This is a genomic window from Pseudomonas sp. MF7453 (genome assembly GCF_016405455.1).
Lineage (GTDB): Bacteria > Pseudomonadota > Gammaproteobacteria > Pseudomonadales > Pseudomonadaceae > Aquipseudomonas > Aquipseudomonas paralactis.
Genome location: NZ_JAEKCN010000006.1, coordinates 284,426 through 311,047 on the forward strand (window position 1 = coordinate 284,426; position 26,622 = coordinate 311,047).

Below are 26,622 nucleotides of genomic sequence, written 5' to 3' on the forward strand. Positions count from 1 at the left end.
AGCTCGGCTTACAAGAACAACAACAAAAAGAGAGCACCACTATGAAACTGCAACACCCATCGCATCTATGCGTAGCGCCCGCGCTTGCCCTGATTTTTGGATTCACACCCACGGCACAGGGCGATCAGTTCATCGGCTTCGCCCAACCGGGGGTTCCCGGAAAGTGGGCGCTGGAAACGTTCCCAGTGTTCAACCGTACGGATAATGGCGACGTACGAGCGGGCAGTAATACGGTCCTGACGTACTTCTCCGAAACCGGCTTTACCGGAACGCAGCGTGATCAGTTGCAAGTCTGGGTCGGTGCCGATACGGGTTACACCGGAGCCAACAACACGCGCAGCAATGGCTCCTGGGGCGTTGCATCACCCAACGTCGGCCTTGCCTATTACTACAACGTGGTGCAACCCACCAGCGAGTACGGCGCCGATGACTTCACCACATTCTGGGTCAACCCTACCCTCTCGCTGGAGTTTCCCAACGGCAACGATGAAGGCACCGGATATGGCGCGTTTGCCAACCGCTATGGTGCCAGCTTCAGCGTCGCCAACTATCTGCGCGTAGGACGTTTCGCCGCCACCTTCACCCCGGTCGGCATTCATTACGCCGCGCGCAATCGTCACACCACCGACCTTGGCAACGGCGATCCCACCCGTCTTCAAGGCGGTGTCAGCCTGTGGTTTGCAAACATTGCGGCCGGGTACTTGGTAAGCGATGACTTATGGCTCGGTGTGCATCACGCCTACCACATCAACAACCATACGGCTTCGGACTTCAAGGAATCGCGCCAGGGCAAGATCGGCCCGGCAATGACCTACACCGGTTTCAGCAAACAGGGGTTCTACCTGTCAAGCAACCTGAACTTCGATTACTACCACAGCGCCAACCTGCCCCGTTCCAATAGCTTGACCATGGCACTGGTGAAGTTTTTCTAGCGCCACTCAATCTTCTATGAGGAATACCGTATGGACGACACCACAAGCACTCTTGCGCCACATGACATGCCTGTCATCGTGCGCTGGCTCAATCCGATAGGTTGCCCGACCTTCGACGCCCCTATCGCTGCGCTACTGCACAGCATCAAACAACCGTCCACCGAGGTTGAGGTGGTGTCGTTTGATATGACCCCAACCCCGACACACCTGGAATACCGCGCCTACGAGGCACTCACCTATGAGCGCACGGTGCGCATCGCCCGCGATTGTGCACACTCAGGGGTGGATGCCTTGGTGTTGGGCTGTTTTTACGATCCTGCACTGGAGGATGCCCGAGAAATCTCCGGTAGAACCCTGGTCATCGGGCCCTGCCAGGCGAGCCTGCAAGTGGCCGCGCACCTGGCCAATCGTTTCTCCGTCATTGTCGGGCGTACCAAATGGATCGAGCAGATGCGCACCCTGATCCAGGGCTATGGTGCTGGCGACAGGTTGGCCTCAATGCGACCGCTGGGCATGGGCGTAGATGAGTTCCAGCAGGACCACGCATTAACCCGCCAAAAGATCATCGAGCAAGCCCATCGCGCAGTCGACGAGGACGGCGCCGAGGCAATCATCCTGGGTTGCACCATTGAATTCGGCTTTTTCGAGGAGGTGCAAAGGGAGGTCGGCGTGCCGGTGATAGACCCGGTGGTGGCGGCCTTCAAAGTGGCCGAAGCCATGGCGGGCATGAAACGCAGGTTCGGCTGGCGGCCGAGCCGAGTGGGCAGTTGTGAGCCGCCACCGGAAGCCGAAATCGAACGCTTCGGTTTGTTCCAGGGCCCCGCCCCCATCGGCAACCGCGTCAGAGCCTGAACCTAAAAAAGGATCACCACCATGAGTGATATTCCCTTGAAACCGCACCAACCCCATTTGGAGCAGAGTACTGCGGCCCAACACCGCAACGTGGGAGATGTCTTTAGAGACGTACCACTGACAAGCACCCATCTGCGGTGCTGTCTGGTGCTGTTCTGTGTGTTTGCGATTGAAGCGTGGGAAATGATGATCATCGTCTACACCGCGCCGCTGATTGCCGCAGAGTTTTCCCTGGATGCACTCGCCGTCGGCCACCTGATCGGCGCGATGTTCATCGGGATGCTGCTGGGTGCGTTGGCGTGGGGCAAGGTAGCCGAGAGGATTGGGCGTAAACGCGCGATTATCTGGAGCCTTGGCACTTATGGGGTGATCTCCCTGGCCAGCGCGTTTGCACCCGATTATTCAACCCTATATGCCCTGCGATTACTTTCTGGCGGCGCGGCCGTGGGCATGATGGTGGTGACCTTTGCGCATTTCCAGGAGTTGCTGCCGGTGCGTCACCGCGGTGCATTGACGGTGTATCTCGCGTCGGGCTGGCCGATCGGCATGTTGCTGGCTTTGGGCGCCACGGTGTGGCTACTGCCGCAAGGTTGGCGCGCCATAATCTTCTTGAGTTCGCTCGGCGGGTTATGGGCGATTGCCGTAGCACGCTGGGTACCGGAATCGCCTTATTGGCTGACGTCGGTGGGTCGTCAGGAAGACGCCAGGGCAACAATCGATACATTGAGTCGAGGCACGGTGAACATACCAGCAGAATGTGAGCTGCGGGTTGATCGTACGAGTTCTGGTCGCCAGCGAGACTTGTTCCGTGGCGCCCTGCTCAAAGTCAGTTTGCTGCAAATCGCCGTCAACTTCACGTTTTCGTGGGGCTACTGGGGCTTGCAAACGTGGCTACCGACGTTGCTGCAACAGCGCGGCCTGAGCCTGCCCCAAAGCTATGGTTTTATTGCGTTATCGGCGCTATGCATGATCCCAGGGTACATGGCCGCGTCTTATTTGACGGGGCGCCTGGGGCGGAAAAAAACCATTGTGATGTTCATTGGCGCATCGGTGCTTGCCGGTTACAGCTTCGCCAACGCCCAGAGCCTGGAGATGCTCTATCTGAGCAACTTCGCCCTGGCCTTTTTCAGCCTTGGGGCATGGGGAGTATGGGGGGCCTGGATCGGCGAGCTGTACCCCACGGCCCTGCGCACAGTGGGCTACGGTTGGGCCATCTTCGCGCAACGCGTGGCGAACGTGCTGGCGCCCTCACTGATCGGTGCGCTGATCGCCTATGGCTCCTCGTTCAACCTGACCACCACCATCATCAACGGTTTTTTATTGGTCACTGTGGTGCTCGCCATATTCATCCCCGAAACGGAAGGTGAGGTGTTGCGTTGAAGCCTTCTTGTTTCACCGTCGAATCCGACTAGCCCGAAGGCACGCTGCTGGCATTCGCCGGCAGCGAACCCGGATTGAATACCTTCCAAGCCCCCTCCCGACATCAGTCGGGAGGCCTACATTCCCCTTGGAAACGGAGTTCCCATGAACCATCCCCCCTCGCCAAGCCACGTAGTTTTCCCCATGCAGCGCGGCCCCTTTCAAAACAACGGCGCGTCGCCCTGGTATTGCACGATCCTACTCGGCACGCCGGCGCAATCGCTGAAGTTTGCCATCGACTCAGGCACTAATATCAACTGGATCACGTCGACGCTCTGCCGTGACGATCAGTGTGTGCATTATGCGGGTGGCCGTTTTGACGTAGAAGCTTCCAGCACCTTCAGTTTCACCGATTGCCTGCAGCGGCCCTACAGCTTTGGCCCATGGGGCACCATGCAAGTTGAGTCTGCCTCAGACGTATTGACTACTCCTGCAGGCGCTCACCTGGACACTCAGCTGTTTTTGGCCGCTGCCTATGAAGGCGAGCAATTCAAACAGCTCGACTGGGACGGCGCACTTGGCTTGCCTTGCAGCAGTGCGTATGTGGAAGGTCGCAGTTCGTTTGTGCTCCAGACGTTGATGCGTGAGGGGCAGTTGGACCCTGCTTACCCTTTTGTGACGTTTGACTACAACAGCCGCGAGCGCAATGGCAGCTGCCAAATGGGGGCCGTCGACCCATCGAAAACCCAAGGCCCACACCTGTTTTTGCCCTGGTCCGTCTACACTTCCTTGCCTGGAGTGGAATACATCTGGTCAGCCGAACTGAAGTCTTATTCAGTCGGCTCAGAGCAACTGGCGTCCAATATAAAGTTTGCTATCGATTCCGGCTCTTCGCGGTTCAAGGGCGATGACACACTGATGCGCCAAACCCTTGCCCGTATTGCCGTGGGCGACCATCCCAAGGTTGTGCTGGGATTTGCAGACGGGGAAATCACCCTGGGTGCCGACCTGTACAACTGCCTGATCGAAGAAGGCCCGCAAAAAGGCCAAGTGCTGCCTCAGTTCAATGCTCTGGGGCTTCGCGACCTGGTACTGGTGGGGTCGGTGGTGATGGAACACTGCTATACGGTGTATGAATACCAAGTGGTGAAATGCTCTAACACGGTTTATTCCCTGGCCCCGGTGGGCATCTGGTTGTTTAATCGCCCTGACGGGCCTCAGATCATTACGCAATCGTCTTCGAAGCGCTTCATAGCCGGCGAGCGAACGGTGCTCAACGGCAGGACCACCCTGCCGAACTCTGCTGACGCAACTGTCTCAGTCGCGGGGACGTGGCAGAACGACTATGGCTCCTTGATGTCCCTGCAGGTCTCGGGCCAGCAAGTCTTCGGCACTTATCAATCTTCAACAGGTTCAACTGGGCATTACGCAATCAGCGGTTTTTCATCGAAAACAGGCGCCACGCACGCTGAAAACCAGCCGCTGTCGCTGGCTATCGAGTGGCACGACCTTGACGAAAAAACCAGCGATCCAAGTTGGAATTGGGTCTCGGGGTTAAGCGGGCAGCTGAGTACCGGCGACAAAGGCGATGTGCTAACACTCTCGCACCTGTTGATCGCGTCCAGTGATTTTCCAGACTTGGCGGGCCGTGGAACCTACATCGACAAACTGGTTTATCGTCGAGTGGCAAATCCATCACTTGCCAACCCCGGTCACACTATCGAATCAATACCTGTCGACAACGATTTGGCGGGGCGCTGGATCGCCCATGATGGAACAACCCTGACGCTGACGGTCGAGTCTGAACGTCAGTATCGCTTTGGGGTGGTTCGGGGGTATCTGACATCCAGCGCTAGCGATGCTGTCGTCGACGTATGCGGTTTTACCGATATCAATGCAGTAGCGAGCAAGCTTGCGTTTCAATCCGTGAGTTTGACCGTCAGCAATACCCCGGACGCAACGCTTGCGACACTGAGTGGCACATTGGACCTGGCACAGAGCACCTTGAGTCTACTTGTGCTAACAAGTGTTCCTGGCGTGCCGGCACAGGCGTACCTGGCAACGAAAATTTCGCCATTGAGTTTCATCCGCGCTACTTGACCAACCTTTTTTCCTTCGAGGGCCTGTAACCGAAATACGCGCTGTAGCACTTACTGAAATGGCTCGGCGAGACAAACCCGCAAGCCACCAGCACATCCACCTGGGACAGCTCGGTATGCTGCAACAGGCGCCGCGCTTCAGTCACACGCAATTCCATGTAGTAGCGTTGCGGCGTAGTTCCCAGTTGCTCCTTGAACAGGCGCTCCAGTTGGCGGCGGGAGCGACCGGCATAGACGGCGAGTTGGTCGAGTTCCAGAGGTTCTTCGAGGTTGGCGTCCATCAACTTCACCACTTCACGCAGCGGTGCGCTGACACAGACGTTTTCGGTGGGTTTGATACGGCGATAGCGCGACTCTTCGAACGCCAGGATATCTTCGATACCTTCGACCAATGCTTTGCCATGCAGGCTCTTGATCCAATCCAGCGCCATGTGGAAAGCACCGGAGGGGCTGGACGCAGTGAGGCGATCACGGTCGATCACGTAGGGCTCGCTGGTGACCTGGGCGCCTTTGGACACTTCCGCCAGCGCCGGACGGTGCTCGGGGTGAATGGCGCAGCGATAGCCCTGCAACAGGCCGGCACGACCGAGAAACCACGAGCCGTTCCACAAACCCGCCAGGCTGACACCCGCCTCGGCCGCGCTGCGTAACAGCTGGATAAACGGCTCGCTGGCCTTGAGTTCGGTGCGGAACCCCCCGCAGATAACCAGCAGATCCAGGTCCGGCAATGCCGACAGTTCCAGGCTCGCATCGGACCGGATGACCAGGCCCAGGTCACTGATGACTTCGCCTTCGCCCCAACCGAAGGTGCGTGAAGCAAACAGCTCGGGGCGCAGCAGGTTGGCGGTCACCAGTGTGTCCAGGGTCTGGGTGAAAGCGGGCAGAGAGAAGTGTTCAAGCAGCAGGAAACCGACGCGGGTGACCGGCGCCGATTGCCGGGAGGTGTCATTGAGGTAGCGCAGGTTCTTGCCTTGCATGCCACCGCTGAATTGGCGTCTTTCCATTGAGGGTGGGCCCACTCTTTTTGTTGATGCAGTGGGCGCTATCTTAGGTGCAAATGCGGTGGCTGTCTCAGGGGATGGCGCTGATCTTTATAAAAACTGTTGGCGTGAAAAGCCGCGGCTTAGGCGCTCGGGCTTAATCTGATACGGTTTTTTCTTTTCTATCTGCGCCTGTATTGAAAACGCCTACAGGCGGACAATACCCTCATCCCGACATTCCTGTCGTCCCCTTCCCTTCGGAGGCCTTATGACCAAGATGGCAATTTTCCTGTTCGGCTTTTTGGTGCTGACCATTGGTATTGGCATGCTGGCGACTATCTCGCCGGTCTAGGCGCATTTCGATTCAGGAGCGCGTTTCACAAAGCTTTCACAGACGATCGCCTATGGTGCTTACAGCTCCTGAAAACATCCCTTTTAGCCCGCCCCCCATCGCGGGCTTTTCTTTGCCTGGGATTTTTCCCTGCGCACTGGTATGACTACCCTGTCAAAAGGGTTGCACGCTTAATCGCCGGGCGTGTGGGCGCAGGTCAGAATCGAATGGATACCGACCTGCCGTGAGTGTCCTTTACTTCCCTGCCCCGGAAGCGTCCTGCTCGACCACCATATCCAGTACATAGACCTTCGAAGGCGCGTCTGCGGGAGGATTCTTCCATTGGTATTGCTTGACCCGCAGTACAGTGCGCACGCCGTCATGATGCTCGAAGCCTTCGATAGGCTGATACAGCGGATGCCATGCGTCCTGGGTCGCAAGTTGCAGGCCGGCGTCATCGTAGCGCCGCTCGCGCACCTGCAGACACTGATAATCAGGGATCATCGGGTGACTGCATTTGACGGTCTTGGCAGCTACCTCCAGGAACTTGACCTCTCCCTCGCTCCCGTAACGCGTCTGTGGCGTAGCCTCGCCCTGCAGCTTGAGCACCGAGCCGTCGGCTGTAGTCAGTTGCAGCATCGGCGCCGTGTTATCGCCGGTGATGACAGCGCGCAGATCGCCCTTGAACAGTCGGGCGACCTCTGCGTCAAGGTCCATCAGGTTCTTGTCGCAGGCCATAAGCGTTGAAGCCAGTGACTGCACCTTCAATACCCCGTCCTGATACTGATAGCCACCGAATTGACCGTTGCAGCCGCCGCTGATGCTCAGATTCCTGTCGCCGAAGGAAACGCGCAGCTTGCGCTCGATGCCTTTATTCAGAACGGCGAGCGGTTTACCCGCGGCATCATTGGCCGAGACCAGGTCCCAGTAGTAAGCGGGTAAAGCGGGCTGGGCGACAGCAGCCGAGGTAGTCGTGAGCATGGAGGGCGAGTCCTCATGGCTTGGGGAGGTGGAGGCACAGCCCTGGATCAGTGCAGCACAAACGGCTGCAAGAAGAATGTTTTGTTTCATGGTTCTCTCGCTTAGCTTTGATAAGTACGGACATAGTCCTGCGCTTGCCAACATACGCACTGAATAAGGGCGCTGGAAGCGTTGCCAAATCACAGACAATAAAAAACCCCGTAGACGTTAATCTACGGGGTTTCCAAGAGTGGAGGCCGAGGTCGGAATCGAACCGGCGTAGGCGGATTTGCAATCCCCAATAAAAGGGTTATTTTTCAATTGCTTATAGATTTTCCCATTCCGCATAATAGTATTTCCACGGGCGGCGCAGACCAATGTTCACGGGCCGAACACATTTGATTGCGGAATGGATTTACTACGCTTCGTCGGCTGAAATCGCATCACTTCTGAACCTCGATTACTGTACACGCATACAGTATACGAGGTTCACGCTATGAACGTAGACATGGACACCGATGATTGGCTCGGCTGCCCCACTCCCCTTGAGATGTACCAGCACCAATGCTCAATCTTAGTCGATGAGCTGGTGGAGACCGAGCGCATGCTGCGTCGAGCGCGGGCGAATATCGCCGGCCTGGTGCAGATGAATGACCTGCTCATGACAGGTAAGGCCGAGGCCGAAGGAAAGCTCGCCGAGGCGCTGGAAAAGATCAGTACGCTGGAACAACAGTACTCGTTTGCCTCAGTGCAAAGCGTGAAGATCATCACCGGGCAGCGCGACCATCTGCTCAGGGAAAATCAGCGACTGCTGCTCGAGCTTAGCGTTTACAAGCAGCCATTAGCCTAACTCGTCGGCATAGGCCGCGACCGCCTCCTCATTCAGCTCGCGCCACTCACCTTCGTTAATCAGCCCCTGTTGCTTGAGGTCGTCAGCCAGGGCCAGTCGCGTTTCGTAGCGCTCTTCAGGCGTGGCCGATATGAAGGCTGGATCGTTAAGCAGCGCAAACCACGCCTCCATTGCGTTCACCTGATCAACGTTGATCGCCATGACGAATACCTCGGGCCAGTGTCTACAGTGTAGAGATTGGCCGAGGACCGGCTGTTCATCGGCGCCGACGAGCGGAGATGCTTATGTGCGGAAGACTTTCACAGTATCGGGGAATTCATGACTTCGTTGCAGCGCTGAGTATGCCCAATGCGCTGGCGAACTCCGTGGGGGATCAGCCGATAGAGCGCTACAACGTGGCGCCATCAACTGCGGTTGCACTGCTGCACCTGCAGGGTGACCTGCTCCACGCCGATCCAGTGCGCTGGGGATGGCGGCCGCACTGGGCGAAAGACCGCGCAGCGCCGATCAATGCGCGGGTGGAGAAAGTGGCGCATGGTCCGTTCTTCAGGGCGATCTGGCCGCACCGGGCAATTACGCCCCTCGACAACTGGTTTGAGTGGGTGGATGAAGGCGGACCCAAGAAGCAGCCGTACCTGATCCGCAGGCGCGATGGTGCACCGATATTCTGCGCCGCCATTGGCCAGCTACCAGATGCTGACGAAGGTCCAGGCGAGCACGACGGATTCGTGATCATCACCGCCGACAGTGCCGGGGGCATGGTGGATATTCACGACCGACGGCCCGTGGTGCTGACCCCGGCCCTAGCCCGGGAATGGTTGGATCCGGCCACGCCCAAGGAGCGCGCCGAACAGATGGTGCTGCACCAGGGCGAACCGTCCGAAGTATTCGAGTGGTTCAAGGTAGACACAGCCGTGGGCAACGTGCGAAACAAAGGGCCTGAATTAATACGCGTTAAACCTTTATAGATTCACTAAAAACAGGCGTTGCTTGTAGCGACAGTGGATGATTTTCATCGTAGGAAGCACGCCTGATTTCGATAAGATGAGCGATTTCCGATTCATGCAATCTCTCTATTTCCAAGTTGCCATCGAGAATGCTCTGTCCACCTTGGAAAACCATTTCCAAATTTTCTGGTATTACGGACCTTGGATATCCTGCAAAATCACATAGATTGTCGTAAAAATCTTTGGTAAACCTTATTGCAGCAAGAACATCCAAAGTGCTCGTACCTAAAGTTATAAAATCATACTTTGGAGGTGCACACCCTTCACTCCTAACTAACACCCCTCGAGAAACAAATCCTCTAGTAACCTGTGTAAGGTGAAGACTATTAGCAGCAAGGCAGATACTCTTACACGCTTGCAAATAAGCGTCCAGTGTAGAAAATGAACTTACGCCACCTGGCACCAATACAGACTTAAGAAATTTAGCACCTGATATTATCTGCGCATTGACTGCCTCAAAAGAATCAACCTCAATCTTTGGAAGCCCATTTTCAGGCGCGCCTGAAAAGAATCGGACGTGTAATACGGGGTGCAAATGATATTTGAATATCTCGACCCCCAGATAATCTACGTCTTGGATAGCAGAGAAATAGGCCAGCATTTCCTTCCTGTGAGTATAGAAAGCATCTAAATTATTTTTGAAACTAACTACCTCAATTTGTTTAGCCGTTTGCTGCGTTGAATGAAATCGTGAAACTAATCCAGACAGAGGCAACGACAACGACATAACAGCCAATGGCAAAATACTAATATCGATAAAATTCTTAAAACCTGCTGGTGACAGTTCGAAACTATATTTAGGCCAAACCCAGAGCCCCAAAGAAATCGCCACTGCGAGGGGAGTAAAAATAGACAGCCATAACAAGCCCTGATGAATCAGACCTTTACTCGTATCAAGCTTCAAAATTGAAGTAACTCTAAAACTCCTCAAAGTCCCCTTCCCAACAAAGCACGCAACCAAAATTAAAGATATAAATACAGCCAGCACAACTGAAAACATCAAGAATATTCCGTCTATCATGACAATGCTCCAAGCCTTATTCTTAATTTCTGACGATTGATCCCATCATCGCCTAAATTCAGCCTTAGATGAAGTAATTTAAAGACCAATCAGGCCTTGGTAAGTGAGCGGGAGACTTTCATGAGATACGCTCGGCAGCCCTTGACGCTGACAATCGCCAGGGGCGTGTAGCGTGCTATCAATTCATAATTTCCTTGACGTGAGCTTGGCATGCACGCAATGCAATTATGGCGTTATCCCCTTCATCGGTAATGGCGACAATTCTTTGAGCATGCGCTGGGTCAAGTTGGGCTCGACGGGCTGCATGAACCACGCCGACGGCGCTGGGGGTGGCAGGCACGTTGCAACCACTGGCTGAATCCTCGACGAGGACTGACAGCCGGACATCAGAAGTAGCAAGCTGGTCACGCAGGCGAGCCTGGTTGCGCTGGGCATCGAATAATTCCTTTCTGTGTTGTTGGTCCTGGAGCGCGAGCTGTTGCTCCGCGGCCAGTCGCTTTTGCTGCTCGGCGCGAGCTTGGCCAGCGGCGGCGTTACTGATCGCGGCCAAATCATCCTTGTGTAGGCCGGCCTGCTCGACGAGTTTTTTGCCCATGCGCCAGTCCTGCACCTGCCAAGTAACGCCAGCGGCACAGGCCATCAGCAGCACAATCAGCGCCACCATCCCGGCCAGCTTCTGAACCGGCGTCATGCCAGAGCCCGCCGCACGCCTTCTGCGACTATCCGATCCGGATATACGTACCCTGCGTTCTCGTGGTGAATGATCGCTTTGACGAAGCCGGCCATCACCGCCGGCTGATCCAGTTCAATTTCGGCGCCAGGGCGGGTGCCGGTGCTAGATTCGATGGCACGCACGTAGGCGGCGGTGTCATTCTCTACCGATGGTGCCCACCGGCTGATGATCGCCTTCACGGTCTTCAGACCATGCTTACGCTGGTACGACAGCAGGACTCTAGCCAACGCCCGAATACCATTTTCAGGTGTATCAAAACGGGCAAATCTCTTCTCAATTGAAAAATCTGGTTTCAGCTGGCCCTGCCAGTGGTTATTTGGAGCGTATTCAATATTGCCTGGGTTGCGATTGCGAACCCCACGGGACTCTTTTACTGACATAATCACCTCTCTCAAAAATTGGAAAAACTCGAGAAACCTCAGCTAGCCATATATAGTCACAACAGAAAACCAGAACTACGGAGCGATCATGGAACAAGACTTAGAAAGAACATATTTAGAGCAAGCGCTACAAGACTGTAAGTTATGCATGATCTCCACGGTACGCTTTAACTATGCAATGGCCCACCAAGACGATTGCGACCCTTTCGACCATATAACGGCGCTTATAAATCACTCAGCCGCCGTTTCCAGAATGTTTTGGCCGCCCGGATCCCCAAACAAACTATCAAAAGCCCGTTCCAAGGCACGCGGAGACTATCTAAGAAATTCCGTAGGGGTGGAAGATGATCACAGCGTTAGGCAACGTAAGCTGAGAGACCATTTCGAACATTATGACGAAAGGTTAGATGAATGGGCCGAATCATCCTTTAACAGAAGTATCATATTGAAAATGATAGGCTCCCGCGAACTCATACAAGGCCCGTACATTGGAGATGGAGATATAATTCATCACTTCAACCCAGAAAATAGAACTTACTACTTCCGTGGTGAAGCATTTAATATACAACAGATAGTTGACGGGGTAGAAGACATAGGTCGGAAGATAGTCGATAGGTTATGTCAAATATCACCCGCGAATGAGGAGATTATTAGGAGACGAGCCTTTGACCTCAAATCAAAGGACTAGCACTGCATACCGACGGGTTACTTCACAATCGACACAGACATTGCCGAAATAAACAAGCCCGACAGTTTTGCCGGGCTTGTTGCATTGTTTACTCTACTTGAACAGCCTTGTAGAGCCTAAAGAGTCTAGCTGCGTACATGGCATGACCAAGGTCATTTGGGTGCCACCTTACGCCTTCAGACTTGCCCCAGCCGTGCGCCTCAGGGATTGCAGCGAGATCCATCACCGACATGTATTGAAGGCTCTCCTCAATGGCGACGCCGTACATTTCGCGCTGCACCGCAGCGGTCTCGTCGCTGTATTCACCATTTGCGTTCAGTGGCGCGAGAGACCATGGACCTAGTGCAATTACCTTTGGCTTGCTAGGCATGGCTCGCACCTGGCGCACCAGAGTCGCGTATTGTCGGTGAAACAAAACCGGATCTGCAGTGGCATTGTCATGCTCGCCAAGCTGCAGGACAACCAGATCTGGATTGGTATCCGATACCATCGGCAACCCGGATATACGCTCAGCTACAGACCCACTACCGCCGTAGGTGTGGTAACACTTGACAACGTATTGGTTTCGATCTTTAGCGATCATAGACACCAACTGATTCACATAGTCAGTCTTTGCGCTGGACGCGCCCATTCCTGAGGTATGAGACCAACCTAGATCGCGGATCGTATCTTTGTTGAAGCCATGTCGAGTTATGCTGTCACCGACGAAAAGAACCCGGTACGTTTTGCCCGAAGACACTGGGCATTTTACGTGCTGGTCGAGTTGAGATTGGTCGGCCAAAGCGCAGCCGGAAAGCAACAGCGCAGATAGAAAAAGCTTGCCTTGCATTGAAATAGCTCCGATTAGAAAGCGGATGATATCAGAACGCCTCCCTCGTGGACGTGTCAGAATCTCAAAACAGACTCAACGAGCTGGATTTTACCCGTCCAGTAGAACTGGATCAGTACAATCTGATCTGCGGCAATTGAGGTAACAGCGGTGGCCGCCCCCCAATTGACACCATCCCAGTTGAATACTGAATAGGCAGAAGACTTTGCCACAAGTCTCAACGTTGACCGTGTACCAGGTATAAATCCTCCGCGAACTACCAACGTATTAATGTTCCCCGTCATTTCTACATACGCAGCCTTTGATCGCCAAGACAAATCAAGATTCATGGCATATTCAAACGGAACCTCTGAATCCGGAAAAGTGCTAGGAGCCGCAATCACCCGCCACGTACCGAGTTCACCATTCCACTCCGCAGATATCGCTGAGCCTTTTCCGAAGATCGCTCTTGCACCAATCGTCAAAGTAGTCAGATCATCATCAAGTATAATATTTATCTTCTGGAAGCTATTACCTGTTACAAGCAACGAGATAGCCGTAGGCTCAGTATTCCGAACAACCAAGACATCTCGAACCATGCTGACGTTTATTGCGTTTGCGTTGCTCGACTCTACAATTTCGTAGGACAAGATTCCGGGATTAATCGCACCAAAACGAGTAACACTATAATCCACGTAAAGATCCACAACATTCGACCCAATCACGATTGGATTGACGCAACCCGAGAAGTGACCAGCCAAAACCCTAGGACGACCAGCCCAATCAAAGCGCCAACCAAACAATGGCGAGTTCTGGAAGTTTCCTCCACCAACTGTTACCTCGTTATTGAAAATCGGAACAAAGTTATAAGGGCTGCCGGGCTGCTCTGGATAATCACCGACGTGGCCTTGGCAGTTGGTCACATTGGTGTGGGAACCCGACCAATAAGTACCCGTCGATGGACTCACTGTAACTACGTGACTGGCGGGTGGAACACCATGGTAGAAATCGTGAGAATAAATGGAACAGCCAATATGACAACCATCGCCGCCACACTCTATAAACTTAGTATTTTGAGCACGACTAAAAATACCCGGGCCGTTGATATTATCGGATACAGCCACATGGGCTTGAACCGTGACGTCATAAGCGAAGCAGCGTAAGAATGTAACGTTGAGCATTTTGGAGACGAACCCATTCGGTCCATCGTAGGCATCACAGTCGACACAGAAAATATTGCCGCCGTAACGGCCAGCACTATCTGAGCCATTTTGCTCAAACAAAAAGTTATGGTCACTGGCGCGAGCAGCCACACGCTCAATCCAATGCCACTCAGTAGAATCAGACAATCCCACGATGGCATTACCTGCTGCGTATCCATCGCAATTGAAGTCATAAAGCCGGCAACCGGTCTTGCCTGTAAGATTAATTGAACCTATTAGAGTGGTTCCGCCAGACAACCACTGTTTCGTTGACCGATTAAGTCTAGTTTTTCCATAGCCAATCAAAGATGTTCCAGAAGGAGGTGCAAGCTCTCCAATATTGACTTTCCCGGCCGGGATTCTTACTCGCTTATATTTGAGCAAATACGCTATAATTTTTGCCTGTTCATTGACAACGCCAGACAAATCAAGATCATTTGGCTGGAAGTAACCAGCGTCCAGGAACGGTTGTACTTGTTGGCGGAGCGCCTGATCGCCGATAGCTGTCAACTTCAGGCGATCTGCATTCCAATTGCCTGAAAGCGTAAGTGGCAAGTCTGATTGATTCGTAACTTTATACAGCTCACCATCACGCTGCACTGCTTGTGTAGGACGCTCCACGACAACTCCAACACCATAAGGCAAGAACACTGTTTCGAAACCAGACCGCTCGAGAAGCTCATCAAATTGAGTTCTCATCACCTCTAGCGAACCATCGATCTTATTTATCGCCTTATCAATATTATCCTGAACCTGCTCTACAGCAGTCGCCGCGTCCAATGTAGAGATATCGACCAGCAGCGGCGCGACATATCCATATCGACTTATACGCATATCAATACGAGGAGCCGTTGTATAGAAAAACACCCGTGCGTTTGCATCAGAACGAACGGGATTTCCTAAAGGTGTAACACCCGGAGAGTCTGAAAACAAAACGGCTCTTTCTTGCGTGCCGTGAACAAACACGTCCACGGTCGCATCAGGCAATAGAGCGCCGTCTTCGGCTCTTGCAGCGAAGAACTGAATAGGTTGCATAATTATCTCTTTCAGGTCTGAAGGGTAATTGGTGGTGCAAAGTTAAGCTGTGAGCGAACGTTGCTCCAAGTATCAAACGCAGCAATACGTAGGTAATAAGTGGTTCCCAATGATAAGCCTTGAACCTGCCCAGATGCAGACGCACCTTCGTAACCAACGGTTCCAGAAACCGTTGGATCGAATCCTAATTGCGTTGAGTACACGAAAATGTACCCTGCGGCATCGGCCGCTTGGCTTGGATTGCAACTTACAAGGGCCGTAGCCCCGCCGACAATAGCGGTACTTCCTGTCACGGCTGGAGGAGCGGTGTTCGTCACTGTCAGGGCGGTAACAGGGGCATTACCGACTGCGTTCCGCTCGACGATTTCCACCCGGTAAGCGCGCACCAACGCCCCATCCACCAGCGCATCTGCTCGCTGATAGGTGTAAGCCGTGCTGGTTGTAGGTACTTCCCTTAGCAAGGCGTTGGTAGCGCCGTTGCGCACCCTTACCAGGCGGTCCTCTGCATGACTACCTGCAGCCCAGCTCACAGTGAAATATGGCGCTTCAAAAGTGCCGACCAACTGCAAATTAAGCGCCGGGCTTGGCGCGACTTTAACTGGTGATAGCATCACGCTATAAGCAGTGACATCTGCCAGATCCTCCAATGCTCGCCCAAACACGTTAAAGGAGCGAAATTTGACCCAGGCCCGCTTGCCGATTTGATCAACGGCGAAACTGTATTTCCAGATGGCATCATCAAGCCTTACAAAAGGGGCATCCACGGCGTGAGCAGAAACCTTAGAACTTAACCGGCCTCGACGCAGATAGCTCAGATTGTATGATCCCGGCCCCGTGAGCAAAGCATCTCGGTAGCTGATCAACTCACCGTTAACCCAACAAAGTGTTGCACCGCTATCAGCCTCACCCGTGGTGGCCGCCGTGAGTTCAGAAGGAACCGCCAATTGGACCGATAAAGCATTCTGCAGGTCAGGATCACTACCAACCTCCAAAGGCGCAGTAAGGCGTCCTATCCGAGATCGGCCATAGATACTCTCGACCATCCGATAGCTGTCACCGTCCGCACTGATCCAGACCTCACAACCGCCCCAGGAGTCGCCAGCTCCGGCGACGGCACCCCAAACCTGAAGTTCGCCCGGGAGTAGTAGACTCTCAGGAGGATTAAAAATTATTGGCGGTAGCACTGGGCCGGGCGTTGCGTTCTGATTTCCCTGATAACCGCTCTTGCTCTGCACGGGGTAATTTGACGCGCTACCAGTGCCGAGCAATGCGTCCTCTGCAACGATGGCAATTTTCCCATCCTCATCTTCCTCGACGGAGATCAGACGCACCAATCGCCGATCAAGCTTCAACCCCGGCTCGGTGACAGTAACCAGATCCATCGGCTCCAGTAGCACATGTTGCCAACCCAGGGAAAAGCGATACTCATTGCGTATATAAAGCTTGCGTTGAACCAGCAACTGGGCCGAGTGCGACGCAATGACGGGATTGCAGATTTCATACGCCTTGATTGTGTCCATAGGTCTAGAGCCGAATTGCTCAATAGCAGCTTGGTCCACTCCACGCACCACATCCGTGTTGTACTCATGATCACGATCAAGAATTTCTAACGACACTTCGTTGTAACTATCGGCCTGGCTTTTTATCTTCAGCTGTACCGGTGGCTCACCCTCTTCTGCCAAAAAATCATCATCGGTCAGATGCGCTACTGGGGAAACATTCGGATACCAGGTAACCCCATTACCGGTAACTATTTGGTCACCAAAAGGAACCACCTTCATCTTTCCTGCAGACCACACCACTTCACTGTTGGTCAGCTGTAGCCATCGCGCGATAGCTTCACTAGCGGGCGCCTGCTCGTCCAGAACCGGGCTCAGCAACAAGTTTTCTGCCAAGCAGTAGTCGCGGTAATTAGACATGTCATCAATCCACCGAGGATCGAAACCCACGCCATCCAGCGGATCCATTAATAGGCCAGGCAGAAATTCGCCGGGGTTAGCGTCCGGCAAGCCCGGCACCTGGTAGGGTCCGTCAACTTCAAAGGTGTGATTCTGAACGCCGGCGTTATCATTCAGCAGATAATGTGCCGAGTACACATAAGCAGTATCGGAGTATGCGATAGCTTCGGTCGGGTGTTTGGTTTCGAGGTAACCCCATACTGGCTGATCCGGTTGTCCAGGCATAAAGCTAAACCCGATTTGCGCGAGAGCAGACTGCGGCACGCCGTCGACCAACTTCTCATCGAATACTTCTTTATCCCGAAAAATACGCCGTACCGCGCTGAGCGGCCCGCGGCCAATCGCAAGGATGATGGCCGCGTAATAGGTATAGGTAGTGTCTTTTTGTGTAGCGCCACCGCCACCTTTGCCACCGGTCTTTGTTTTAGTTGTTTTGGCAACTGCCTCAAAGTCGGCGTAGTAGATAAGGTTGGGACTTATACGGTTTCGGCCTGCTATCCAGGCTATTGGCTTTCCACTTGCGCTACTTTGGATTTGCAAGGCGTTTATGCGTGTTGCGCTATTCGAGATACTGCTGCCACCGCCTCCCATTATCCACCCCCATATCGATTAAGCGTGTAATACCGCACCGGCCTGCTGGCTAGGCGCTCTTCGCGCATATCGGCGACTTCTACGCCTACATCGCGATACGAATGAATAACCCGGTGCTCGTCGACAACAACCGCACCATGGCTGTAAGTGCGCCCGAACTTCCAAATCGCGACGTCCCCAGGCTGAGGCGTTTCTATTTCATGACCGTACTCATCCAACCAGCCCAAATACAGTTCGCGACTGCGATGTAGGTGCCAATCTTGGGCATAAGCGCCCGGGTCGATCCAAGGCATAAGCCCAGCCGAGTGGAAAACCTCAATCAATAACCAGGCACAATCCACCCCAACACCCACCAAATGCTGCCGGTGAGCATAAGGAGTCTTTAACCACCGCCGAGCCTCCGCCAACACTGCATCACGCTGCAGCAATTCCACCCCGGTCATACAGACGTCTCCGCGACAGGAATGAACGGCATCCCGCGGTAGCGACTCCGGTTACCGAACTTATTAGTGCAGGCGTCCAGCGTGCGCGGGCATCCTGGGTAAATAAGGAACTGATCGCCGGGCTGAGGTACTGCGGGCAAGCCGAGTATCAAACTAATAACACCGCTACCCGACTGGCGACGAACCGTACGTGATACGCCGGCGTTACCCCCATTTACAAATCGAATTACACCCTGATCAAACCAGCCCTGCTCTGCAGCGACATCGGTTTGTATATTCAGGCCCGCCGACACCGATAGCACATGCCCTGCTGTTTCAAACAAAGCCCGATTCACGCCACAGTCAGCGCTATATACGGTACGTAGACACCCTGGCTGGAAAACTCCCTTAGGTACTTTTGTGTCAAGTAGCTCCATTGGCGACTTGACCGAAACAGTCGCCTGCTCTCTATTAGCAGGATCTACTTCGGCAACACGACCAATAAAACGCATTACAGTCCCAACCACCGGAGCGCCCCAGTCCGACATGAAGGCCCGGGCGAGAGTTAGTGAAGCTCCGTCGAACCCACCACGGGCTATAAAGGCCAGCACGGGCTCCCCCAGGAGAGTGTCTTGAACGCCGGCATAGAACGTGACACTCAGTGTGTCGACCTCTATGCCTCGTACCATCCGGACACCCGTACGCTTGATTAACGGACCGGACGCCGAGTAGTTCACCCCTTCAACATAGAGTTGAATACCCGCATCGGTGTAACGAAGAACCTGACCGCTTGCCAAGGCGATGGTGTAGAGATCGGCCATAACAAAGCTGCGTGCCGAGGACAGAAATTGCTTTAGTTCGGGAGTAGCCTCGATCATGGCTTGATACTCGTAAAAGAGACGTTTTTGATTTCCCAGATTCTCCCGAATGGCTGCGCGCTATTCAGCGAGTCAGATTCGTAGGCACAACGGAAGAAAAAGGCCCCTGTCCACTCCAACACAGCCCCACCAGCGGGAGGCTGGGCAAATGTGATTAGGCCCAACTCATCCACGGTGTACGCGCTCGAGGGAACTCCATTTACTGTCAGCAGTTCAATGTTGACTACGCCGTACACCGGCTCCACCCAGTCCCCAATGGATCTGGAAAGTTGAAATACCCGGGTGGCCCCGTCACCGAACCCGAAACGATGCTTCGATACCTGGTGATCGGTACGGTCAAAATATAAGAACTCACCGAACTGTCCCTTGCGTGCGTTGAAAAACTGCAACAGCCGCGTCCACTCGTCCAGCCCCGGACGCTTACGAACAGCGTTGTAATTGATCTGGAACGACCAGACAGGCGCAGCGTAATAGGCCGTGGTTCGACGTCGCCCACTTACCGACTTCTGAACGCCGGTACTCCATTCCGGTGCCTTCTTGTCGAGCAGTGTTTGCCCCGGCATATGGGGCAAAACGTCTTCGGCCATTACCCCTCGATCTGGTAAACCAGCAATCCATCTCGCTGGAAAAAACGGCCCTATAATCATGATTCGCCCCTTATGCCTTAATGGCACCATTACGCCGCAACTTCTGCACTTCCTCTGCAAACACCCGCGCATTACGTCGAATGTCAGCCGGGGTAAGGCGTCCGCTGTTGTCGTGATAGTGATAACCACCGCCGCCGCCACCCAGTTGCCCTTCGCCGCTCGCTGCCTGACGAATGACGTTCGCGTACTGCTTTGGCAGCACCATCTCCTGTTCGTGAAGTTGGGTCATGGGGTTCACACCTGCGGGGATGTCGTAACCGCCCTCAGCTGACGCCACGTTCTTGACCAAGCCGAAAACAAACGCACCGGCCGCAACAGCAGCCGCAACCCCCAGTACAGGTCCGATAAAAGGAATAGCTGACATAGCGGCGAATGCACCGGCCATCGCCTGCCATGCGCTGGCGATGATGTTGGAGATGGTCGCCGCGCCCCAGATCGCGACCGACATAGCCGCGCCGCCCGCTTCTGCAGCAGTCCGCACACCGACACCCGTGACGGTCGCACCGGTTTTCGCCGTCTCGCCAAAGATCCACGCCATCAATGGCTTGGTGACCATGTTTTCAATGAACGCGGTACCTATGCTTCCAAAGATACCTTTCAGCAACCCCTGGGTGCCCATCGTGCCGGTAAGGATTCCGTTCAACCCGCTGGACCAACTGGCCTGTAAGCTCCCTACCATTCCAGTCCAATTACTCTGTGACTCCATAGTTTGCTGCCGGCCGATTACAGCCATGCTGTTGCGATGGGTTTGTTCCAGAGCGAGAATTTGCTGCTGGACTTGCTGGAGAGCTACCGGGTTTCGATCAGGATCCTGATCCAGTAGCACCTTTCGCTGTGCAAGCGATTCAGCCTCAATTGCATACCGCTGCTTTTCAAACTCAGCTTGGGCCTGCAGCAACTGCGCCTGGGTAATCAAGTTGGCCTGCAGGTCCAACTGCGCCATCTGCTCCGCATGGGCAACATCGGTAAGCCGTGCCTGCTTATCAGCGGCATATTCCTGTTGCTTCATGTTGGTGATTTGCTGCTGCTTTTCCCTCTCAACAGCGACCACTTCCGCAGCCGCCTTGCGATACTCCTGGCTGTCCTGACCATAAAGTTGCCGGCTCCGCTCCAGCACTTGCTGCGCGATATTCAAACGCGCATCCATATTGTTGCGGTACTGCTGGGCCTGAGCCTGCACGTCGGCAAACGCTTTCCCTTCGTCCTCGCGCCGTAGTGAGTTCAAAGAGGTCAAATAATTGCGCTGCACGCTCAAGCGTTCCTTGGCTGTAAGGTCAGTACGTTTGAGAATTCCTTGCCAGTACTCTGCTTCCTGTTGCTGAGAAAACTGGAGAAAAGTGCCCTGCTCTGTCTGCTGTTGAGCGTGTGCAACCTTTTGCGCATCCAGCGCCTCAGACCACTGGCTGACTCGCGATGTTGCTTTACCTGATGGAGCGATGACGTCTTCAGTCTTTTTCGTAGGAGGCGTTGTTGACGCCTTCACTTTTTCCCGGTGCTCAATCGCTGCGGCATAACCGGCCTCAAGCTTCGTCAAGCGGGCAACCTCGATACCGTAGGCTGTTGGTGCCGTCCTGCCCTGCTGTGGGGCCTTAGTCATCGCGGTATCGCCCGTTGCTGCCATGTCAGCCACCTTTCGGCGCTGCTCTTCAATGCGCGCAACACGGGAACGCATACCAGCGTCCACCTCGTCTACCTTGTTGGAGACAAGTTGCATGTTCTCCAGCAGCAGACGCTCCTCCACCAATGCCGCTTCGAGGGGCGCCTTACTACCATTGCCACGGGGGCCTGGCTTGAAGTCCTTGAGGATTGTTTCGTAGCGAGCAACGTTCGCCGCCACTTCGTCGACTGTTGCCCCAACGCCTGTCATTCCTTTCAACAGGCTATTGAACCAGCTGGCCGTCTCAGCAAGTCGCTTGTTCAGGCTGACAAAAACAGGCTCCAAAATCGTGCCGATAGTGACCTGCAGCTCGTTGCTTTTTGAGTCGAGTTCAGCCTGGCTACCTGTCAAGCCATCAGCCGCTTTCGCGGCGTTGCCAACCTGGGCTTCAGTCTCTTTCATCACCCCGTTGTACTCAGCGGTGATCTTCTGCGAATCGGTCAACTTGTCGCGGGTGGTGCCAATGCTCTTGGCATATTCCTCCCACATTTTCGCCACGTTTTTCGTGACACCTGCGTTGTCGACCAATACCGAGTTTTCGTTCTTCAAACCTTCGGTAGCCGACACTACAGCTTCCGACAGGCTAAGATTCGCCTGCCGGTTAAAGGCAGCAGCATCTTTCAAGCGAGTGATGACACTCACCGCCTGGTCGACGTTGTAGCCCCGGCTCAACAGGTTTTGGAGCGCTTTTGCCGAATCTCCGACACTGATCAGGCCATCAGCAGCAAGCTTGTTCGCTTCATCCATGGCGCGACCAATACCGACGCCAGCGTGATTGGCAACTGCCTCCAACCCCCTATATGCCGCCTGCTGTTGAATTGCCGCATCCTTACTGTCAACAACCAGCTGCTTGACCTTAAATGCCCCAAGTGCAAAAACACCAATCAGCCCGGCCGCAACGCTGGAAAGCCCAGAGCGCATGATGGTGCTGACGCCACCCAACGCATCATTGACCGCGGGGCCAAAGCGGCTTAGTTGAGTTTGGCTACCCACCATTTCGGTATTGATCGCCCGCAGTTCGCGACTGAAAGTCGTTCGAGCGTCACGCATATTCCGCTCAATGCTTTCGATTGCGCGGTCAAAGCCTTGGGTGCCGGCAGTGAATTGGTACGCGATATTTCTATCCATGCCGAAACCTCACATTGCAGACGTAAAAACACCGCCGAAGCGGAGTCACTGGGTGATGGCGAAAAATGCCAGATAGGGGTCATGCGAGCGGAACGAATGCATCCAACGCCCCACGCAGGTGCTCAGGCAGATCCGCGCGCATATCTGCCGCCATTGCCGCCAAGTTGCTAGCCAAGTCAGGCGCATCCGTAACGCCATCAGTCGGCTTGTATCCCATGTAACCAGCCACAAGCACGTGCACGGGTGGATGATGCCGCCAGTAGTCCGTCATATGGCCCACCATCACCATGTCCCAGTCACGCCGCAGCGTGACCGGGCTTTGACCTGTACTGGCGATCAAGTGAGCGTAGAGCTGGCCCCAGTCGAAGGGGCCTGGTCTTCCCCCGGCGCAGGCTCCGTCACTTCCAACCCAGAAGCGCCCATCACGGCTTCGAGTGCGGCGCGGAAGTTGCGCAGATCAAGCAGCCCTGATACTTCCTGACGATCCATGTCAGGGTAGTTTCGACGGAGCGCGGCGTGAGTGGCATCGATCACCGTGGCAATCGCGTCCTTATCCATGTTTCCGGCCATGACACGGTTGATCCGCTCCAGCAACTGCTCCAGATCGCCCAACGCCAATGGCGGAATAATCAGCGTCTTACCAGGGAACTGGAAGTCCACACCGGGGATATTGACGGTCATTCGCTAGAACTCCAGTAAGCGACTTCGCCGAACTCATCCGCGTAGCCGGTGAATTCAAAGTCAGGGATGGTGTAGTCGTCCTGTTTAGTTGAAAGACTCAACTTGTTGCTGACGAAGTTGGGCACGCGGACGTAGATCGACTTGCCTTTGTATTTCAAGTACAGCTCACCTTGGAACACCGGCATATCACCCATCGGCAGGTTGCGCACCGAAAGGCTCTTGCCGGTGGCAACTGAATAGCGGTAGTCGATAAACACCGAGACGCCTTCGTCAGCAACAGCAAAGGCATATTCACCGGTACCGGAGTTGAAGGTGTATTCCCCCTTCGCCGGCGCCGTCAGCACACGGGCAAAGGGCACTGCACCTCCCCCACGAACGCCAAGATCACCCGCAAGAAGGCCTGCACCAGGTGCAGTGACGATAATCTTGCCACCCACGGGGATTTCCTGCGGTGTGGTTGCATGGTGCACCAGCACCTGGCCGGGCTGCAGTGTCTGACCAAACACAAGGGCATTCATCTGCGACAAACTGATCTGGGCGGCCTTGGCCTTGCCCGACAGCTTGCCTTGACCACGCGCCGCATCCACGGCGAACTGCTCGCTACCGAACAACTCCTTTGAGTCGTAGGACAGATCAACCGATGCCTCCTGCATGATGCCCAGTAGGATCGGGGTGGGTGACGCCAGGGCGTTGCCATAGGCGTCCATCAGCGGGGTGGCGTAAAACAACCCACTGCCGAATGCAATTTGCATAATTTATTCCTCAGTAAAAGGTGGGGCTGGTGGTCAAGTCGTCGGTGTTGCACAGGTAGGTAAAGCGGTAGCGGACCAGGCAGTTGCCGGCTGTGTTGTCGCCCTCGTCCTCGATCCAGTCGATGTAAAAGCGCTGTACCCGGTCCGCTTCAGGAAAGGCATCCTCGGTGGTCAGCACAGCGTGCACGGCGACCTTTACGAGGTCAGCCACCTGGTCCCAGGCGTCTCCAGTGACAGTGTCTTCCCGGGCGATGATTTCCACCGTCAGTTCGAATTGGTTGCGGTCCACGGCAAAGCTTTCTCGCTCAGTGGTTTCGAGGCTGGGCCGCAGTACGAGCGCCGGTGTCATGTCACGTGTGATCGCCTCGGTACGGCTGCGAAACACACGGTCAGCCACCGGCGTATCGGCAGCCAGGATTAGCGCCTGCGCCTTTGCGACGATGCGTTCTTGGATCGAAGGCATGGGTTAAACCTTGGTGAGTGAGGCCAGGCTGAAGGCGCCGTCATCGATCATCCGGCAGTCACGCACCCGGTAGGACACGCCACCTACGGTGATCAGCTTGGGATTTTTGATACCGAGGCGTTCAGCGTCCGAGGTAATAACAAGGATCTCGTAGCCGGTGGACTGGCTGTTGGTGCCGCCCATGCCATGGATCTCATCAGGCATGTCGCGGGCCGCTAAAAACGGCTCACCATCAACCACCCCGCCGACGTCGAAGTCCTCAAGGAAGCCCCTGAGGTCTTCGTCAAGCATCGGGGCTCACCTTCGACTTGCGTCCACCATCACCAGCCGGTGCCGGCGATGGACCGTGCACCACGACTTCCAGCTGGTGACGAAAGCGATCTGCGACATCGTCCGGCAACTCGACTACGCCACCTTGACCCACCAGGCTGTTGTCTGACCGGCGGAACGACCCTGACAGGACCGTATAGGTTTTATTCGGCATCGCTGGCCCCTCCTGCCTTGTCCACTTTCACAAGCCGCTGCTCCAGCGCCTTGTCCGGCTCACCAGGGATAACGATCACCTCCCCGACTTTGAACTGGACAGGCTCCAGAATGGTGTAGCGCCCCTTTTTCTTTTCGTCCGGCTCCAGGCAGTGCTGTCGTGCGCTGGCCTGGGCGGCTGTCAAGATCAACTCCCCGCCGTAAAGGGTGATGGTCTCTTTAACGCGGTATTTCGGCATATCAGTGTCCTCGGTGAGGTGGCAGGCCGACCGGCTTATGCCACCAGCTGGTTAAGGACGGCGTACTGCCAGCGACCAAAACCGGCGTTGCGCCAGGTGTCGACACCGTACTGGTGAGCGTCGTTGTCAAACTCGTATTCCGAGCCTTCCGCTTTCGCCTTCATGGCAACGTCGGTTTCCTGCTGACGGATGAATGCCTTTAGGCGGCCATCTGTACGCAGGGTCACGAACTTGTCCTGCCAGGCATTGAGTCGCACGTTGCCCACCACCCGAACCACAACGTTGTCGGGCATGACAATCTCGTTGATGTTGGTGCCGCGCGGAACGCTCAACGCTGACTGAGCAACGCTCAACAGGTTGAACGGCACCATCACCAGGAATTCGCGGGCCAGTTCGTTGATGGGTTCGCCCTGATCATCCTTGAGACTGGTCAATTGGGTAACGGACCGAGCAACTGCCTGCTGAAACTCCTCAACACTCGGACGAGTCGGCGTGCCATGAACAGTCGCGGCAAGTTCCGAAAGCTTGGTTGTGATTTTGTTCGACTGCACCCCGCTCTGACCTTCTTCGTGGTCGGTGTCGAAGAAATACTGGCCGTCGTAGCAGACCTGGGTTTCGCCATTGAGCAACAGTACCGAGAGTAGTCTGGCCCAGTGGGCATTCGTGCGGTCGGCCAATTCACCGAGGCGAATCCGCAGCTGCCCGGTTTTGTCTCGGCGCAGCTCCTTGACCAGAACCTCAATGGTTGCTTCAAAGTGCAGGTTTTCGATTTCGAGTTCAGCGCCGATGAAGCCCTTGGCATGACGGCCACCGATCCACTCACGCAGCGTTGGCACCATGCCAATCCACGGGTAGGTTTCTTTTGCCTGGTCAGAATCGAACAGGTTGGACACGGCGTCGATCCAGTTCGACCCCACATTCTGTTCGAGCATTTCGTAAAACATGCCGATGACGGCACGGCTGGAAAGTACTTCAGCACCCATGGGTGATTCTCCTGAAGAAGGATACGGTCAAAAAACGGGGGTGAGTGTTGCGTTAAGGCGCGACGGGTACTGGTTGGGCGGCGAACTTGACGATGCCGACGCCAGAGCGGACAAAACGGTGAACATGGCCAACCAGGCTATTCCCGGCTGCGGTCAGCAGGAACGCGCCGCTGTCGCTGGCGTAGACCTGCTTGCCGATATCGGCAAGTGCCAGGGCAGCCACAGGCAGTTCGATCTTGCCTTCTTCGCGAAGACGGACCCGCGCGGCCGCAGCGGCGCCAGTGCGGTTGTCGACGCCGCGATCAGCGAAACCGACAAACAGGTCACCCGCCGCCAAAGGGCGAGCAAGGCCACTAGCAGCGATGATGCCAACGGCCGAGCCTTCGAAGATCTGCACACCGGCGGCAACCGACAAGTCGTTGATGGTGCCGATCTCGTAAGCGCGGGGGGTATCGAGTGTAAGAGGCATGGGATTCTCCAGAGCCAGGGTTTAAGGGACGGAC

General features: G+C 54.9%; 27 protein-coding genes. 6 read left to right on the forward strand and 21 right to left on the reverse strand.

Annotated elements, in window-relative coordinates:
* Window positions 1-41 precede the first annotated feature (41 nt).
* The 4 genes from JFT63_RS12060 (at window position 42) to JFT63_RS12075 (ending at window position 5,243) form a co-directional block, all read left to right on the forward strand.
* The gene (locus JFT63_RS12060; protein WP_057703414.1) at window positions 42-932 is read left to right on the forward strand and encodes a hypothetical protein; all 891 of its coding nucleotides are present in this window, start codon (window positions 42-44) and stop codon (window positions 930-932) included.
* Window positions 933-962: 30 nt separating this feature from the next.
* The gene (locus JFT63_RS12065) at window positions 963-1,784 is read left to right on the forward strand and encodes an aspartate/glutamate racemase family protein (protein ID WP_186560663.1); all 822 of its coding nucleotides are present in this window, start codon (window positions 963-965) and stop codon (window positions 1,782-1,784) included.
* A gap of 21 nt (window positions 1,785-1,805) precedes the next feature.
* The gene (locus JFT63_RS12070; protein ID WP_198844020.1) at window positions 1,806-3,164 is read left to right on the forward strand and encodes an MFS transporter; all 1,359 of its coding nucleotides are present in this window, start codon (window positions 1,806-1,808) and stop codon (window positions 3,162-3,164) included.
* Window positions 3,165-3,308: 144 nt separating this feature from the next.
* The gene (locus JFT63_RS12075; protein ID WP_198844021.1) at window positions 3,309-5,243 is read left to right on the forward strand and encodes a pepsin-like aspartic protease; all 1,935 of its coding nucleotides are present in this window, start codon (window positions 3,309-3,311) and stop codon (window positions 5,241-5,243) included.
* Here JFT63_RS12075 and JFT63_RS12080 read toward each other — a convergent pair.
* Window positions 5,236-6,219: a GlxA family transcriptional regulator gene (locus JFT63_RS12080; protein ID WP_198844059.1), complete on the reverse strand. Its 984-nt coding sequence runs from the start codon at window positions 6,217-6,219 to the stop codon at window positions 5,236-5,238. The two genes, JFT63_RS12075 and JFT63_RS12080, sit on opposite strands and share 8 nt — an antisense overlap.
* A 589-nt stretch (window positions 6,220-6,808) precedes the next feature.
* Entirely contained in the window at window positions 6,809-7,534 is a 726-nt protein-coding gene (locus JFT63_RS12085) for a DUF4377 domain-containing protein (RefSeq protein WP_233102290.1), read from the reverse strand.
* 475 nt (window positions 7,535-8,009) lie between these two features.
* Here JFT63_RS12085 and JFT63_RS12090 point away from each other — a divergent pair, with 475 nt between their 5' ends.
* On the forward strand, window positions 8,010-8,363 hold the full coding sequence (locus JFT63_RS12090; RefSeq protein ID WP_198844023.1) for a hypothetical protein: 354 nt from the start codon (window positions 8,010-8,012) through the stop codon (window positions 8,361-8,363).
* Here JFT63_RS12090 and JFT63_RS12095 read toward each other — a convergent pair.
* A complete protein-coding gene (locus tag JFT63_RS12095; protein WP_198844024.1) occupies window positions 8,355-8,564 on the reverse strand; it encodes a hypothetical protein in 210 nt (69 codons plus the stop codon). The genes JFT63_RS12090 and JFT63_RS12095 overlap by 9 nt on opposite strands.
* Window positions 8,565-8,647: 83 nt before the next feature.
* On the opposite strand from JFT63_RS12095, the gene JFT63_RS12100 reads away from it, so the two are divergent.
* Window positions 8,648-9,331 carry an SOS response-associated peptidase family protein gene (locus tag JFT63_RS12100; RefSeq protein WP_198844025.1) on the forward strand — a complete coding sequence of 228 codons (684 nt, stop codon included), beginning with the start codon at window positions 8,648-8,650 and terminating at the stop codon, window positions 9,329-9,331.
* Here JFT63_RS12100 and JFT63_RS12105 read toward each other — a convergent pair.
* From JFT63_RS12105 to JFT63_RS12190, 18 genes are all read right to left on the reverse strand, one after another.
* Window positions 9,318-10,391 carry a hypothetical protein gene (locus JFT63_RS12105; protein ID WP_198844026.1) on the reverse strand — a complete coding sequence of 358 codons (1,074 nt, stop codon included), beginning with the start codon at window positions 10,389-10,391 and terminating at the stop codon, window positions 9,318-9,320. The genes JFT63_RS12100 and JFT63_RS12105 overlap by 14 nt on opposite strands.
* 178 nt (window positions 10,392-10,569) lie before the next feature.
* Window positions 10,570-11,082 carry a lysis system i-spanin subunit Rz gene (locus JFT63_RS12110; protein ID WP_198844027.1) on the reverse strand — a complete coding sequence of 171 codons (513 nt, stop codon included), beginning with the start codon at window positions 11,080-11,082 and terminating at the stop codon, window positions 10,570-10,572.
* Entirely contained in the window at window positions 11,079-11,504 is a 426-nt protein-coding gene (locus JFT63_RS12115; protein ID WP_198844028.1) for a structural protein, read from the reverse strand. Before JFT63_RS12115 ends, JFT63_RS12110 begins: the two co-directional genes overlap by 4 nt.
* Before the next feature lie 776 nt (window positions 11,505-12,280).
* Window positions 12,281-13,021, reverse strand: coding sequence for an SGNH/GDSL hydrolase family protein (locus JFT63_RS12120; RefSeq protein ID WP_198844029.1), 741 nt, complete (start codon window positions 13,019-13,021; stop codon window positions 12,281-12,283).
* Window positions 13,022-13,077: 56 nt separating this feature from the next.
* Window positions 13,078-15,237, reverse strand: coding sequence for a hypothetical protein (locus JFT63_RS12125; RefSeq protein WP_198844030.1), 2,160 nt, complete (start codon window positions 15,235-15,237; stop codon window positions 13,078-13,080).
* A gap of 11 nt (window positions 15,238-15,248) precedes the next feature.
* On the reverse strand, window positions 15,249-17,735 hold the full coding sequence (locus JFT63_RS12130; RefSeq protein ID WP_198844031.1) for a phage tail protein: 2,487 nt from the start codon (window positions 17,733-17,735) through the stop codon (window positions 15,249-15,251).
* A 50-nt stretch (window positions 17,736-17,785) separates the two neighbouring features.
* Window positions 17,786-18,229 (reverse strand): CHAP domain-containing protein, encoded by a 444-nt coding sequence (locus JFT63_RS12135; protein WP_057023982.1) that lies wholly within the window; start codon window positions 18,227-18,229, stop codon window positions 17,786-17,788.
* Entirely contained in the window at window positions 18,226-19,086 is an 861-nt protein-coding gene (locus JFT63_RS12140; protein WP_198844032.1) for a DUF2163 domain-containing protein, read from the reverse strand. Before JFT63_RS12140 ends, JFT63_RS12135 begins: the two co-directional genes overlap by 4 nt.
* The gene (locus JFT63_RS12145) at window positions 19,083-19,673 is read right to left on the reverse strand and encodes a DUF2460 domain-containing protein (RefSeq protein WP_198844033.1); all 591 of its coding nucleotides are present in this window, start codon (window positions 19,671-19,673) and stop codon (window positions 19,083-19,085) included. The genes JFT63_RS12140 and JFT63_RS12145 overlap by 4 nt, the downstream gene beginning before the upstream one ends.
* 70 nt (window positions 19,674-19,743) lie before the next feature.
* Window positions 19,744-22,518, reverse strand: a complete 2,775-nt coding sequence (locus JFT63_RS12150) for a hypothetical protein (RefSeq protein ID WP_198844034.1) — start codon at window positions 22,516-22,518, stop codon at window positions 19,744-19,746.
* Between the two features lie 336 nt (window positions 22,519-22,854).
* Window positions 22,855-23,199, reverse strand: a complete 345-nt coding sequence (locus JFT63_RS12155) for a hypothetical protein (protein ID WP_198844035.1) — start codon at window positions 23,197-23,199, stop codon at window positions 22,855-22,857.
* Window positions 23,196-23,951, reverse strand: a complete 756-nt coding sequence (locus JFT63_RS12160; RefSeq protein WP_060767210.1) for a hypothetical protein — start codon at window positions 23,949-23,951, stop codon at window positions 23,196-23,198. Before JFT63_RS12160 ends, JFT63_RS12155 begins: the two co-directional genes overlap by 4 nt.
* Before the next feature lie 10 nt (window positions 23,952-23,961).
* Window positions 23,962-24,414 (reverse strand): hypothetical protein, encoded by a 453-nt coding sequence (locus tag JFT63_RS12165; RefSeq protein ID WP_198844036.1) that lies wholly within the window; start codon window positions 24,412-24,414, stop codon window positions 23,962-23,964.
* Window positions 24,415-24,417: 3 nt separating this feature from the next.
* Window positions 24,418-24,705 (reverse strand): hypothetical protein, encoded by a 288-nt coding sequence (locus JFT63_RS12170; RefSeq protein ID WP_060767208.1) that lies wholly within the window; start codon window positions 24,703-24,705, stop codon window positions 24,418-24,420.
* On the reverse strand, window positions 24,698-24,898 hold the full coding sequence (locus JFT63_RS12175; protein WP_198844037.1) for a hypothetical protein: 201 nt from the start codon (window positions 24,896-24,898) through the stop codon (window positions 24,698-24,700). Before JFT63_RS12175 ends, JFT63_RS12170 begins: the two co-directional genes overlap by 8 nt.
* Window positions 24,888-25,136, reverse strand: a complete 249-nt coding sequence (locus JFT63_RS12180; protein WP_057012590.1) for a hypothetical protein — start codon at window positions 25,134-25,136, stop codon at window positions 24,888-24,890. Before JFT63_RS12180 ends, JFT63_RS12175 begins: the two co-directional genes overlap by 11 nt.
* Before the next feature lie 35 nt (window positions 25,137-25,171).
* Window positions 25,172-26,119, reverse strand: a complete 948-nt coding sequence (locus JFT63_RS12185) for a Mu-like prophage major head subunit gpT family protein (protein ID WP_057012591.1) — start codon at window positions 26,117-26,119, stop codon at window positions 25,172-25,174.
* Between the two features lie 52 nt (window positions 26,120-26,171).
* Window positions 26,172-26,588: a hypothetical protein gene (locus JFT63_RS12190; protein ID WP_060767204.1), complete on the reverse strand. Its 417-nt coding sequence runs from the start codon at window positions 26,586-26,588 to the stop codon at window positions 26,172-26,174.
* Between the last annotated feature and the right edge of the window lie 34 nt (window positions 26,589-26,622).